The sequence below is a fragment of the Anabaena sp. CCY 9613 genome (genome assembly GCF_963920895.1).
In the GTDB taxonomy this organism is placed as follows: domain Bacteria; phylum Cyanobacteriota; class Cyanobacteriia; order Cyanobacteriales; family Nostocaceae; genus Cyanocohniella.
This window is the reverse complement of sequence record NZ_CAWUDE010000010.1, coordinates 160070-173625: the sequence shown is the minus strand read 5'-3', so window position 1 is coordinate 173625 and position 13556 is coordinate 160070. Positions and strand designations below refer to the sequence as shown.

Here is a 13556-nt window from a genome sequence, read left to right as displayed (position 1 = left end):
AGATACTTTGTTGACTAAATGAAGTTCAATTAATTACTAATAAAATTATGTATAAATCCCAACTCTAACGCCACAAAATTTGAGTAAATTGTATAATCATATACTACTTTTATGTAAGTAGAGGCAAAGCGACAAGTTAAGAGGCATCTTTAGCCCTGAAACTCAGGGATAGTTGAATTATTCCTGAGTTCTTAAGGATTGGGCTGCCAGATAGACTTTAGTCCATTCACCCATCACTTGATGAGTTTTGAGCTTTAACTGTAGAGCTATTGCTTCTATGGAGTTGCCAGACTTCCGTAAATCGAGGATCTGCCGCCCCAGAGGAGTTAATTTTTCATGAAGTTGCTGCCACTGATTTTGAGTTAGCCCCAAATTATTTTCTTGTAAAGAAGTTGCCAGCCAGGAATCCACGAGTTCTGGTTTATTTTTAAGGGCAAAGACACGCACTGCATGGTAGCTAATTTTTTCTCGCAGGCGATAAACTTCTTTGATGGGCTTGTGCAATTTTTTGGCGATCTCATCTTGAGACTTACCTTGGAGATACAGTCGCAGCCATTCCACTGCCTCTGGTCCGAGATTGCCTTGTAAATAATCGGCAAATTCCTGTTGTACCATTTGCCGCACTACTTGTTGTTCTTCTAATTGTTGTGCTTCCTGATATTCCGCGATCGCTTGGTTATCAGCTAAGTTCACGCGATTATCACTGTCATCTGTGAGGATTTCTTCGGAAACTAGCTTGATTAAGTCATTAGTGGGTACTTGGGTTAAGCCACCACGTTGGGTGCGACGTAAGTAGTTAACAAATCTATATACGAGCAGTGGTTGATTGCGTATTGGTCGCATAGAATACTCTTCTATACTGGCAAATAACAAAATGTCTCGTAGCCGTTTATCGGTTGTAAACTCGGCGATACAAGCCATTTGCTGCTGCATGTATTTATCGCTTTGCAATAATTCTTGTACAACTTCTTGCAATACATCCATCACACCACGCTGGCGATCGCGACTTAAAGAAACCCATGTTTGAATTTTATTACGTAATGTAACTAAACTTCCCAAGCGCATGAGCAGGTTGCGATAAGCACGTTCTCGCCCAGTTCCCAAGTAACGTTGACGTAAAATTTTCCAGCGATATTCCATTGCTTGTTTGGCAATATCGAGTTCCTTGGGGTTGAGCAAGTCGAACCGTGTGAAGTCACTGCCTAAAAGCCAGAGTACAATGCTTTCTCTGGTGGCTATACTTTCGTCTGGACAATCCGTAGCTAGACGATTGCCCCAATACTGCACTAATTTTTCTGCCTCCGTTGTCATAGCGAGATTGCGCTCCTTGAAACCCTGTTTTAAAGTTTGCATCACAACCCCCATTTATCGCCCTTAATCTATCTATAATTTGGCAGTTACCTATGAGTCTGTCTTTTCTAGGAAGACATCGCAACTGTTCTATTGTTATTACGTTGTAATTTACGAACTTTATGCAAAATATATGGAAAGATTTCTAAATTTTATTATTACTGAGTTTAATTGCTACAACGATCAAATTCAGCTATCCCAATTTGCAACAAGAATGTAAAAGATACAAGGCGGGGAACCAAGATAGAATTTGACTTTCTTGATGATCTCAAACCTGCTGCCTAGCTACGCTAAGACTTAGTGTTCTGTAGGCAGGGTAGCAGACAAATTCCTATTTAGATATCCGATAGTTGCTAAATTACGCACTAATCGGGGAGAAACAGGGGAGATGATGAGGTTATTCTGTAAGTATTTACACGAGTAAATTTAGATAAGTACCAGATCTTTAATTGCCTGATTAATTAACTTCTTTAGTGGATATTATACAAATTTTTTGCCAAAGGATTATTTTTTAGTGGTTATTAATGTAACTAAGTTTGTTTAAGTATTAAAAACAGTATATCTTCAGACAGGTAAGATTTACTTCTGATGGCTACGAGTAAATAATTAGACTTTACATATGTAACAATACATAATTTAAACGAAAACAAAAAGACATACAGTAATTATTATTGTGAGGTGCCATAAGCGATTGTGCGGAGTGGAATAACGGAGTTAATGGCACTTTGCTAATCACAAGTTTAATAATTGATGAACACATGGACTTTCAACTTTTGACCCCGAAGTAAGGTTTTAAGCCGTACTTCGGACAAAAATTTTTGGTTCACATGGGAGGTGGAAACCCTAACACCACCTGACGCTAGTCAGCGCAAGTCGGAAAAATCACCCAGCGCGGTGGTTCCCTCTTGTAGATGGCCTGCTTTTTTATTGTCTATTGATCAACTTAACGTGATTACCTGTTAGATGAGCGCACAATGGGATTGTTCACAGAATCGCGATACTGTTGTACCTGTTCTGTGTAACCTATGGGCAGAACAGCTTCGACGTTTTCATGGGGACGGGGAATAATTACCCAGGATTCTAGAGTACCGCCATGAACATTTTCTGCGGCTTCAATACCAGCAGCCATAGCCGTTTTCACCTCAGAAACATCTCCACGAATATTGATTGTAAAACGAGCGCTACCCACTCTGATATAACCAACAAGGGTGACTCGACCAGCTTTAACCATAGCGTCTGCTGCTGCTAGTACAGCAGGAAAACCTTTAGTTTCAAGTGCTCCAACGGCCTGTAATGACATTAATAATCTCCTGTATGAAAAACGTATGTGGCGCAATCGATGAATTATACGTAGCTTTGTTACGTAGTTTAATGGCGAATTTGCCTAGAACATACGGAAAGGTTCAGATTCTTCGGTGAAGTGGATGGGTAGAATGGTTTCCACATTTTCTGGGGGATTAGGAACAATGTAGTGGGTGATTACTTGACCGCCATGAGCTTTTTCTCCAGCGGCTATTCCTGCTGCTACTGCGGTTTTAACTTCAGCAACATGTCCCCGAACAGCGACTAACATCCGAGCGCTTTCAGCTTGACCATAATACACAATTGTGACTGCGGCAGATTTTACCATTGCATCCGCTGCTGCTAGCACAGCAGGAAAGCCTAAGGTTTCAATTACGCCAACCGCCATTGGCATGGCATTAGCTCCTGAGTCAAAAAATGAAGTGATATCAATTGTACGAGGCTTTCGTACCAATTTTGACATTTGGCAAAATTTTCTGTCAGCCCCTTACTGTAAACTAAAAATTATGTTTCCTAGTTTTTTACCTTCCACAGTTGGGCAACTGACAGAATCAGCCTCCATCGCCTTGGCGCAAAGCATTCAAAGCCAGGCGATCGCTACCCCTTTAATTAATCAACTCATTACCACTACCTATGTACAACAAGGTGATGGTGGTACACCTATTTTATTAATTCACGGTTTCGATGGTTCAGTGTTAGAATTTCGTCGCCTTTTGCCACTGCTGGCAGAGGATAATGAAACCTGGGCAGTGGATTTGTTGGGATTTGGGTTTACAGACAGAATCCCAGGCTTACAATTTAGCCCCATTGCCATTAAAACTCATCTATATCATTTCTGGAAAACCCTGATTGACCGACCTGTAATTTTGGTAGGTGCTTCAATGGGGGGTGCAGCCGCAATTGATTTCACCCTGACTTACCCGGAAGTAGTAGAAAAACTAGTTTTAATAGACAGTGCTGGGTTGAAAGGCGGTTCACCATTAAGCAAATTGATGTTTCCGCCATTGGATTCCTTCGCAGCTAATTTTTTGCGTAATCCCCAAGTACGCGATCGCATTTCCCGCACTGCTTACAAAAATAAGCTTCTAGCGTCGCTTGATTCTCAATTATGTGCCGCATTACATTTAGAAATGCCCAATTGGCATCAAGCTTTGATTACTTTCACTAAAAGTGGCGGCTACAGTGCTTTTAAACTGAAGCAGCTTGCAGAAATTGTGCCACCAACTTTAATTTTGTGGGGTGATACAGATCAGATTTTAGGTACAGTAGATGCCAAAAAATTTGCCAGATCAATTCCCCACAGTCAACTAATCTGGATTCAAGATTCCGGCCATGTCCCACATTTAGAACAACCACACATAACCGCACAACACATTTTAGAATTTCGGAAATTTGTTCGTAGTCAGGACTTTAGTCCTTAATATTGTCAGCACTAAAGCGCCTACTACAAACCCGCGCAACTATTAATCTATAATCACCACGCAGTCCAAATTACCTAGTCGTATAACCAAGTATTAGCGGCAAAATCGTCTTCTTCTTTCTGACGTTCTAACAAATGTTCTGGTACACGGTGGGATTTTCTATAGCCCATTGGGTCATATTTTTCTTTGACTTGAATTGCGGATTTATTTTCTTTTTCTTGTTGCAATAAATTCTTTTCTTTCTCTTGTTTCAATAATTCTTTTTCTCTTTCTTGTTTCAAAGAATTATTTTCTTCTATGAGTTGAGAATTAGCTTCGGCCAGGTGTATTGCTGCTTTTTTAGCTTCTTGCAGTTCTTTTGTTAATTTTTCCGTCGAGGCTTTTTGTTCAGACACATTTGACTGCAAATCTGCAATTTGCTGCTGAAGAGATTTTTCTTTGTCTTGCTTTTTTTCTAAAGTTTCTTTTAACTCTTTGATAATAATTTCCAAATCAGCCTTAGTAGGAATGGTGCGTTTAGCAGCAGTTGGTTCTGGTGTCTGCGTTGGTGATGCTGCTGCGGCTGAAGTATCTTGTTCAGTAACTTCTTGCGCTGTAACTTCAATCACCGATTCATTTTCATTCGTTGTCAATTTTTCTGCTTCTTCTTGTATTAAATCAGACAAACGTTTCTTAACCATTATTTTCTCCAATCAAGCAGTAATTCATCAGCTACACGGCGGTAGTCTAACTCCGCCTCCCGCGCATTCTTTCCTCGCCATTGAGTAATCGCTACACCCTCCAGTGCAGCCCTTTCATGAGCTTTATAGGTACGGATGAAGGCTTTGCAAACAGGAATTCCCAACCGCAATAGAGTTTCTTGTGCTTCTCTGGCTTCGCCCACACTTCTAGCATCAACTTTAGTTAGCAGTACCCGATGGGGAACTCCCACAGGTCTAACGGATGTCTTGACTGTCTCAACAAGAACCGCTAAATCCATAGCAGATGGTGGTGTTGGCAAAACTAAATAATCTGCGATCGCTACTACTGTCACTAATGCTTCAGAGTGCAACGCCGGGGGCGTATCCACCACTACTAAATCGTAACCTGTTATCTTTCTTAAATCACCTAACAGTTGCGGATTACTTTCTTGGGATAGATCAAAATCCATCCCATTCTGATTACGCCCTGCCCACCAACTGGCAGAACCTTGAATATCTGCATCAATGAGAATTACCTTGCTTTTTTTCCCAAATTGTGCAGCCAGATTAACTGCGGTAGTCGTTTTACCGACTCCTCCCTTACCGTTGAGAATAATAATGATTTTTGGCACTGCTTACTTCCGACGCTGCCTTAGATGAATATACCGCTTTGTGTGGCCTCTCATCACAGAAATATTCATAAAATTAGAGAGAGGTTTTCCAGATACCGTGAAAAACTAGACGTAGGTCGGCACGAAAATTTCAATGTAACGAGAGTCTCCAACGTAAACTAAAGTCTAAAGGCATACCTCCACTTAGCGCGTAGCGTGCCTTAGGCTCTAGCAATCACAAGGTTTTTGGGGATTTTATATTCTGTTACATAGTTATGTTTATTTGTGCTTACCTACTTATCTCCTTATCTGAGTTTTTCGTAAGCAGCTAAAATAATTTTTTCTGTTTCATCCCAACTAATACATTTATCAGTTACAGAAACTCCATACTTTAATTCTTCTCGTTTACAATTCATAGATTGATTACCTTCATACAAATTGGATTCCAGCATCACACCGACTATTGAAGTATTACCATCAACTACTTGTTGAATCACATTTTCCAAAACACTAGACTGTAATTTGTAGTCTTTATTAGTATTACCGTGACTACAGTCGATAACAATCCTGGGAGATAAATTCGCCGCCTTTAATTTATCTTCTACTAATTGGACATTGGCAGCATCAAAGTTGGGTTGATTACCGCCTCGTAAGATAACATGACCATAGGGATTTCCCCTAGTTTCAAATACACTCACCTGTCCCTTGTGATTGATTCCTAAAAAATTATGCGGGCTTTTCGCTGATTGTAGAGCATTTAAAGCTACCTGAATATTCCCATCAGTACCATTTTTAAAACCCACAGGCATCGAAAGTCCACTGGCCATTTCACGATGAGTTTGTGATTCAGTAGTTCGGGCGCCAATAGCAGACCATGTAATTAATTCACTAATGTATTGAGGGATAATAGGGTCTAATGCTTCTGTTCCAGTGGGTAAATCTAATTCTGCTATTTTTAATAAAAGACTACGTGCAGTTAACAATCCTTTTTCTACATGAAAAGAATCATCCATATCTGGATCATTAATCAATCCTTTCCATCCTACCGTTGTTCTGGGTTTCTCAAAGTACACCCTCATAATGAGTAGCAGTTTATCTTTAACTCGTTCAGACAAATCTTTCAATTTCTGGGAATACTCAATAGCTGCTTGTGTATCATGGATTGAGCAAGGTCCCACCACTACGAATTTTCGGTGATCCTGAAAATCTAAAATATTTTTTATTTCCTGTCTATGTTTCAAGACAGTTTGTTCCGCTAATTTCGTTAAGGGTAATTTTGCTTTGACTTCGTTGGGTGTTAATAATACGTGAGAGTTCTTAATGTTAGTGTTAAATAATTTATTATGCATAGAAAATTTTCGTGTAGTTGTGGCTACTTTACTTGTGAGCAAAAATTGATATACATATTTTAAATCAAAAGTACAACATCAACTTATATAAATTTAAAATAGCCTGGTTTTTTGTCTGATCAATTTCTAATTACCTAATATTTGAGTATGTCAATAAATACTGATATGGCAATCTTCAATGTGATATGTAAAAAAGTTTCAATAAGCTGGGTAAAGCTCAGTATATCTAGGTTCTGGTAGGCAAAGCCAACTTAAAGGTATTTCAAAAATCAAATAGAAGTGCCATCTATCATTGTTTTCTTTTCATAACTTACAGGAGTTTTACCACTATAATCTGCTATTTTTGCCTGAAAATGACTGAAAAAAGGGGGAAAGACTTCCCCCTTGACTTGTTTATAAAAATGATGTGTTGATGCTAGTGTATTTTATTACAGTCGCTCAGTATCTGAGGATATCCTTCCTACTCTCTCTTACCAACTATATTAATGCCATACAAAAACCTTTGCTTCGTATGGCCCTAAATCTGTAATGATGCCATCATCTCCTACTTCAACATCATAATCACCCGTCCATTCATGCCATGTACCACCACAAGGAAAATTAGGAACGTGATAACCAGCTAAAAAGCTGTCAGAGAAATTCGCCACAACCACAACACGAGATCCTTCATCGTTCCAGCGGCTATAAGCTAACACCTTAGCTTCTACATTTTCGTGAATAAATTCAATATTTTCCGTATAAAGGGCATGATTATTTTTACGCAGATGAATCAACCCTTTATAGTAATCCCACAAGCTACGATTTAAATCATTACCTGGCAAAGTCCAATCGATTTTAGATGATTCTGGTTGTTTAGGTTTATATTCACCAAATTCTTCACCCATCCAAATTAAAGGCACACCAACCGATGTCATGAGAATAGCTGCGCCCAATTTAGCCCGATTAAAACCTGCTTCATCAAAAATATCACGATTAGCCAGTTCTAACATAGTCCGTTCATGGTCATGGTTAGTTAGGTAATTCACCACATTGGTTGCACCCATAAAACCTTGACGTTTCGCATCAATGGCATCTTTGAGACTTTCTAAATCAAAAGTATCACCACAAATATGCACCATAATGGTATGACGGAAGCTATCGTGCCAACAACCATCCATTGGGCCATCTATATTGGTGATATCTGTTGTTTCTGGTATATGTTCGGCAATATTATAAAAAGGCTTAGTACCAGCGGTTTTTTTGGCTTCTTGCACAATCCAGTGCATGAAATCATAATTGCCAATTTGCCGAGCAGCATCATAGCGAATACCATCTACATGATATTCTTCAATCCAAAAACGGATCGTATCACCGATAAATTTCCGTGCTGGGTAAGTATCTAATTTTTCGTCATAGTGTTCGTAATTAAACTCAGGACCCCAGTTATTATCAGGATCACGCGGAGAATGGTGATACCAATAATCATGGTCAATCTGGGTTAATGGACTTGATGCTTCTGAGTGGTTATAAATGCCATCCATAATCACACGAATGCCTCTACCATGACACTCGTCAATGAGGTGCTTTAATCCAGTGCTAGAACCGTAACTAGATTCGGTGGCAAAGAAATGACGCGGATTATAGCCCCAGCTATAGTCCCCAGGATATTCTTTGATAGGCATCAACTCAATGGCGTTGATTCCTAAGTCACACAAGTAATCTAATTTTTCAATTACATGTTTATATTTACCACGGGCATACGGGTCATCTTCTCCACCAGAAAAGTCTCCCACATGCAATTCATAAATTACTAATTCATGGTCAGGAGGTAAGGGTTTATCTTCGTGTTTCCAAACATATGTATCAACAATTCTTTCTCCATCCTTAATCCGGACAACACCGTTATCTTCACCACTCAATTCATCAATATCGGTAGCATAAGGATCTGTAACATCAACCCACTCTTCTGGTTCAAAAAACCATGAGTTTGATTGTACCCGGAATTTATATTGATAAACACCATCTTCGAGTTCCACAGTTGTCCGAAAATAGCCATCCTCGCCCTTTTTCATGGGGATTTCTTGCCAATCAGAAAAACTGCCTTTTAAGGTAGCTCCTTTGTTATAAGGTGCAAATAAATTAAACTCAATAGGCTTTGCCATAAAATTGTTTGGAATAGAAAATGTAGATATGAGTATTTTCTAATCATAAAATCAATTTGCAAATCAGTCCTAAGAGATAATTAGTAAATTACTTCCTCTGTCTGGGGTTGGATTGTCTTGTACTTAAATAGGTTGTTTATTTACCATTAAATGCCAAGATTACCCCTGACTCAACTATAAATAAGTAGCTACTGTCATTAGGCAGAAATAATAAAAAGATAACGAAAAATTTTTCTTAATGATTTTTGTAAACACCAAAAACATTATATCCCCGCTTTATTGAAAAGTCAGGGATATTTTTATATTTAACAAAAGTAAGTATACAGTTAACACATAATACAATTTAATCGCAATATTTGCTAATGTAATCAGTCAGGTTGATTAATATGATCTTCCCAATAACTTAATAACCAATTTGCTGCCGTAGCTCTGCGAGTTTGCCGAGGCCCAAATTCACCAATTTTATAACCCTTGAAGCCCAACTTTTCTTTAGCAATTTGTTTGTTGGCTGGAGGAATAGAACGAGTTAATTTAACCGTTGCTGGGCGACTCTCTAGAAAATCAGGTGGTTGTGGGTATTCATTTCGCCATTCTGCCGCAACTTCGCTATTATCCCATATATCAGTTGAAGAGTCATAGCGATAGCCTAAATAATGCCATACTAATCGGTTGACTGTAGCATCATCAATTTTATCATTGAGAATTGCCCAGATAGTTTCTGTATTAAGTGGTGGCAAGTTAAACATAAGCAACTAAAAATTCACAATTCACGTGTTAAACATGTCTGACATTGGTAGATTGCCAAACATAGGAATGATTTTATCTCTATCTACACCTGCTGAAAGATTTATCCGTCAAAAGCAGACGTATTAGTGAGAAAAACTCGATAATGCATCAACAAAGCAGGTAGACTGGAAATCGTAATGCATAGTCCAGTCAATGCAAAATTCTACACCATTGCCAAAGATTGTACGCGCCCATGTATTAATTTCCGGTCGAGTGCAAGGGGTGGGTTATCGCTATGCTACCGTCGATACAGCCAGCCAGTTGGGGTTAACAGGTTGGGTGCGGAATCTCCCTGATAACCAGGTGGAGGCAGTTTTTGAAGGGATGCAAGTGGTCGTTGAAGAAATGATTCGCTGGTGTCACATTGGCCCACCTGCTGCGGTAGTCAAAGATGTTGTAGTTGAATATGAACAACCTGAAGGTTTGCGGGGGTTTGAAGTCAAGCGTGTTGAGTAGTTGAGTTTCTGAGATCAATGTTGGGTTGCGTTGAGGTTAAACACACTTATAAAAGTCCGGCATAATTGTATCCTGAAAATTCACACCACTGAGGTTAGCATCCTGAAGATTAGCACCCCTCAAATTAGCTCCTTGAAGATTGGCCCCTGATAAATTTGCTCTTGAGAGGTTAGCCCATGATAAATTTGCACCTCTTAAGTCAGCTTCACTGAGGTTAGCCCGCAACAAATATGCACCACTCAGGTGAGCTTGGGTGAGATTGGCTTTGTATAAGTTAGTTTGATAAAGGTAAGTCCCCATCAGTTCTGCTGCGTGTAAAATGGCTTCGCTAAGGTTAGCCGCAATTAAGTTAGCTCCCATCAAGTTGGCAAAACAAAGGTTAGTCCTCATTAACTGCGCTGTACCCAAATCGGCATCTCTTAAGTTTGCGTCTCTGAGATCAGTGCCAATTAAGTTGGTATTAAAGATAACAGCGCTTTGCAGATTTGCCTGGCTTAAGTCAGCTCCAATCAAATTAGCATGACTGAGATTGGCCTGAGTCAATATAGCGCTGCTTAAGTTAGCCACACTAAAGTTTGCTGCGCTTAAATTCGCTTCTATGAGCGTGGCTTGATGAAGGTTTGCACCACTGAGTTCAGCACCTTTAAGGTTAGCCCGCACTAATAAAGCATGACTTAAATCTACCTTGTTCAAGTTAACTTCTTGGAGTTCTGCACCTCTGAGGTTATCTCCTTTGAGGTCGGCGGCGCTTAGGTCTAATTTTATTTGCGGATTTTGCTGTCGCCATTTTACCCATGTAACTGCACCTGCTTTGAGTAAAGTCAGATGCTCTAGATTTGCCATTTTCTCTCCTTTACTCATTTGCACTCTGGGGATGTACCCGACCAGCGACATTTTCTATCGCCGCTAATGCTCCCGCCGCACCTGCGAGGATATCCCGTTCTTCTCCACCTAAGTACAGTCGGCCAAAGCTGCCTACGGCTTGCACTTCTAGGATGTTAATTGCTGCGGCTTTTTCGGCTTCATTGGCAGCTAGTGCAGCGTAAGTAGCAGGCTGAACTTCTAAAACATACAGGGTTTGTCCTGCTAGTAGGAGTTGTCCTCGGCGCGTGCGATTGATTAATTGTGTTTGGTAGGCATCAATGTTGCGGATAATTTGGTTAGAAACAACACGCGGTTTGAGACATTCCTCTTTTTTAACTCCTAGTGCCGCCAAAATTGCTTGACCCGCAGCCCGCGTTTCTCCTTGGGAGCTAGAATGAATTTCTAGTAGACCATAGAGTCGTTCAACTACCTGTACTCCTGGGCGCACCGAGGCAGATTTTAGCGCTACATCTGTAATACGATTAATTTCAATACCCGGAGAGATTTCAATCCATAATGATGTATCTCCTGGCAATGGCAAAAAACCTTGGGCTACTGTTCCCATATAAGCTGCATGTTGAGGTTGCAGGCTGTCGAGAAAGACAAAACTGCGTAGTTCTATTCCCAAGGTTATACTCTCCAGTCATGAGGATACAAGTTAACTATTGCAATGTGTGAGTGTAACCTTAAACTACCATAAGGTTTGGTACTGTGTTATTACCTATGGCTGGGGTCAAGTGTTTGAATTTCTGCCTGGAGATTGGCGCGAGCAGATTGTTCGGCAACCTCAAACATCAAAGGTGTATGATAAATACGCGGCCGCTGCAAAAAACGCTCTAAAATTTGTCTACGACCTGTAATGTATTCTAATTCCGACAACCATGCATATTCTTGGCGAATAGCATGGGCGTATTGTCGGTACTGGGCTGGGTTAGTTGCCAAAATAGCCAAATCTGCATCGAGTAAGACTTGGCTATCATGGTCATCAGTAACGGCTTGGTGATATTTAGTGTGTAAAATGAGACGGCTAATATTAGTAATATTACGGTGAAAAATACCCAAATTACTCAGCACCTTACAAGCATAGTCTGAGCTTTTTTCTTCATTATCTTGCGCCTGGCTGTCATATACTACATCATGAAACCACGCTGCAAGTTTCACAGCAACTAGGTCATGAGCGTAGGCTTGCAAAGTATCAATTGTGCTGAGGACGTGTTCAATGTGTTGGAGTGTGTGGTAGTGGCGATCGCCTGTAGAATAAGCCTCTACCAAATCAGTAAAGGCTTGCTCAATTGCTACTTGATCAAATCCCAAATTTTGGAATGTATGTTGCCATGAACAAAATAATTGCATTACTAGTACTCTACAGCGTAAATAAAGCCAACCTTCTAAATTAGCGAATAGCCTATTTTATAAGTATTTTGACTACGGCGCGGTGGTACTAGTGGTTCATCTCATGAATATTGAAGGGTTAAATAAAATATTAATTTCTGGTAACTATTAATATACTTTGGCGTGCATTTACTGCTCAGGGACAGTTCTAGAAAAAGGAATCACCAGAGGACTGAAGACACAGAGAAATAAGGAACAAAGAAGTTTATTGTTTTAGGTTGTCGGATGTTTATTTTTCAGTCCCTAAAATCTGGGGTTCATTACTTTGATTACTTTTTAAATTCTTGAAGAGTTTATCAATAATCCAGGTCAGTAATTGTGGCGAATATCGTTTGAGAAAATGGGTATTTTTAGCTGTTGCATCGGGAAATACGTGTAGTTCGTTGTGAATAATTCCTCGAATTGTGGCGCGCATTACCTTAGCAGGATCAGTTGCTAAATTTTCTGGGAAGCCATGAAAACCTTCTGCTAAAGTCCCTAAACGTTCCGACTGAAGAATCGGGGTGCGGCTAAAAGAAGGATAAACAACTGTCACTTTCACATTGTAATCTTTGACTTCTTGGAAAAGTCCTTCACTAAATCCCCGTAGACCAAATTTGCTAGTTGCATAATGAGCCATTCCACTCGGTGCATACCAGCCCGTTACCGAGGAAATATTGACAATGTGACCTTTTTGACGGGCAATCATATCAGCAATGAAAAGGGCACTTAATCGCATTGGGGTGAGTAAATTTATTTGCATCAGACGCTCCCATTTTTCACTAGGAATTTCGTCCATGCGGCCAAAAAGTGCAATCCCAGCATTATTAATTACAATATCAACAGGTATATTGAGTTCCTTTACTTGACGATACAGAATTTCACATCCCTCGCGGGTAGAAAGATCTACAGACATGCAAGCAAGTACTTCGCCAATTCCAACTTCATGGTGAATTACTTCTATTTGTTCGTACAGTAACCTTTCATCTACATCCGTCAAAATTAGTCGGCTACCAGCTGCTAATAACTGTCGGGTTAGTTCCTGTCCGAAACCACCAGATGCACCAGTGATCAGCACAACAGCCTTGTTTAGCTGGGTCATATTTTTATTGCAAGAGGTCTATTGCAAGCTATTAGTTATTGAAGCGATCGCTTAGTTTTAGAAGTTTTAGGGATCAGGCAAAGCAATGGCATTTAATCATTCATGAATCTTGACATAAAACAA

At 39.9% G+C, this 13556-nt stretch carries 14 protein-coding genes; 2 read left to right on the top strand and 12 right to left on the bottom strand.

Annotated features, from left to right (window positions below):
• Positions 1-177: 177 nt before the first annotated feature.
• The 3 genes from ACM0OT_RS13930 to ACM0OT_RS13920 form a co-directional block, all read right to left on the bottom strand.
• Entirely contained in the window at positions 178-1365 is a 1188-nt protein-coding gene (locus ACM0OT_RS13930; RefSeq protein ID WP_414564928.1) for a HetZ-related protein 2, read from the bottom strand.
• Positions 1366-2302: 937 nt separating this feature from the next.
• Complete coding sequence (locus ACM0OT_RS13925) at positions 2303-2650, bottom strand: carbon dioxide-concentrating mechanism protein CcmK (RefSeq protein ID WP_414544693.1); 348 nt, start codon at positions 2648-2650, stop codon at positions 2303-2305.
• Between the two features lie 84 nt (positions 2651-2734).
• Positions 2735-3046: a carbon dioxide-concentrating mechanism protein CcmK gene (locus ACM0OT_RS13920; RefSeq protein ID WP_414564962.1), complete on the bottom strand. Its 312-nt coding sequence runs from the start codon at positions 3044-3046 to the stop codon at positions 2735-2737.
• A 112-nt stretch (positions 3047-3158) separates the two neighbouring features.
• On the opposite strand from ACM0OT_RS13920, the gene ACM0OT_RS13915 reads away from it, so the two are divergent.
• Positions 3159-4073 (top strand): alpha/beta fold hydrolase, encoded by a 915-nt coding sequence (locus tag ACM0OT_RS13915; protein ID WP_414564927.1) that lies wholly within the window; start codon positions 3159-3161, stop codon positions 4071-4073.
• A 74-nt stretch (positions 4074-4147) separates the two neighbouring features.
• On the opposite strand, the gene ACM0OT_RS13910 is transcribed toward ACM0OT_RS13915, so the two are convergent.
• From ACM0OT_RS13910 to ACM0OT_RS13890, 5 genes are all read right to left on the bottom strand, one after another.
• Positions 4148-4753, bottom strand: coding sequence for a hypothetical protein (locus ACM0OT_RS13910; protein WP_414564926.1), 606 nt, complete (start codon positions 4751-4753; stop codon positions 4148-4150).
• The gene (locus tag ACM0OT_RS13905; protein WP_414564925.1) at positions 4753-5385 is read right to left on the bottom strand and encodes an AAA family ATPase; all 633 of its coding nucleotides are present in this window, start codon (positions 5383-5385) and stop codon (positions 4753-4755) included. The genes ACM0OT_RS13910 and ACM0OT_RS13905 overlap by 1 nt, the downstream gene beginning before the upstream one ends.
• Positions 5386-5669: 284 nt before the next feature.
• Positions 5670-6713 carry a 3-deoxy-7-phosphoheptulonate synthase gene (locus ACM0OT_RS13900; protein ID WP_414564924.1) on the bottom strand — a complete coding sequence of 348 codons (1044 nt, stop codon included), beginning with the start codon at positions 6711-6713 and terminating at the stop codon, positions 5670-5672.
• A 482-nt stretch (positions 6714-7195) separates the two neighbouring features.
• Positions 7196-8854, bottom strand: a complete 1659-nt coding sequence (locus ACM0OT_RS13895) for an alpha-amylase family glycosyl hydrolase (RefSeq protein ID WP_414564923.1) — start codon at positions 8852-8854, stop codon at positions 7196-7198.
• Between the two features lie 368 nt (positions 8855-9222).
• Entirely contained in the window at positions 9223-9600 is a 378-nt protein-coding gene (locus ACM0OT_RS13890) for a DUF1823 family protein (protein WP_414564922.1), read from the bottom strand.
• 193 nt (positions 9601-9793) lie between these two features.
• On the opposite strand from ACM0OT_RS13890, the gene ACM0OT_RS13885 reads away from it, so the two are divergent.
• Entirely contained in the window at positions 9794-10096 is a 303-nt protein-coding gene (locus tag ACM0OT_RS13885; protein ID WP_414564921.1) for an acylphosphatase, read from the top strand.
• Between the two features lie 36 nt (positions 10097-10132).
• Here the strand turns inward: ACM0OT_RS13885 and ACM0OT_RS13880 are convergent, their stop codons facing one another.
• The 4 genes from ACM0OT_RS13880 to ACM0OT_RS13865 form a co-directional block, all read right to left on the bottom strand.
• A complete protein-coding gene (locus ACM0OT_RS13880; protein ID WP_414564920.1) occupies positions 10133-10939 on the bottom strand; it encodes a pentapeptide repeat-containing protein in 807 nt (268 codons plus the stop codon).
• A gap of 10 nt (positions 10940-10949) precedes the next feature.
• Positions 10950-11588, bottom strand: a complete 639-nt coding sequence (locus ACM0OT_RS13875) for a hypothetical protein (RefSeq protein WP_414564919.1) — start codon at positions 11586-11588, stop codon at positions 10950-10952.
• 89 nt (positions 11589-11677) lie between these two features.
• Positions 11678-12313 (bottom strand): hypothetical protein, encoded by a 636-nt coding sequence (locus tag ACM0OT_RS13870; RefSeq protein ID WP_414564918.1) that lies wholly within the window; start codon positions 12311-12313, stop codon positions 11678-11680.
• Between the two features lie 268 nt (positions 12314-12581).
• Entirely contained in the window at positions 12582-13433 is an 852-nt protein-coding gene (locus ACM0OT_RS13865; RefSeq protein WP_414564917.1) for an SDR family NAD(P)-dependent oxidoreductase, read from the bottom strand.
• Positions 13434-13556 lie beyond the last annotated feature (123 nt).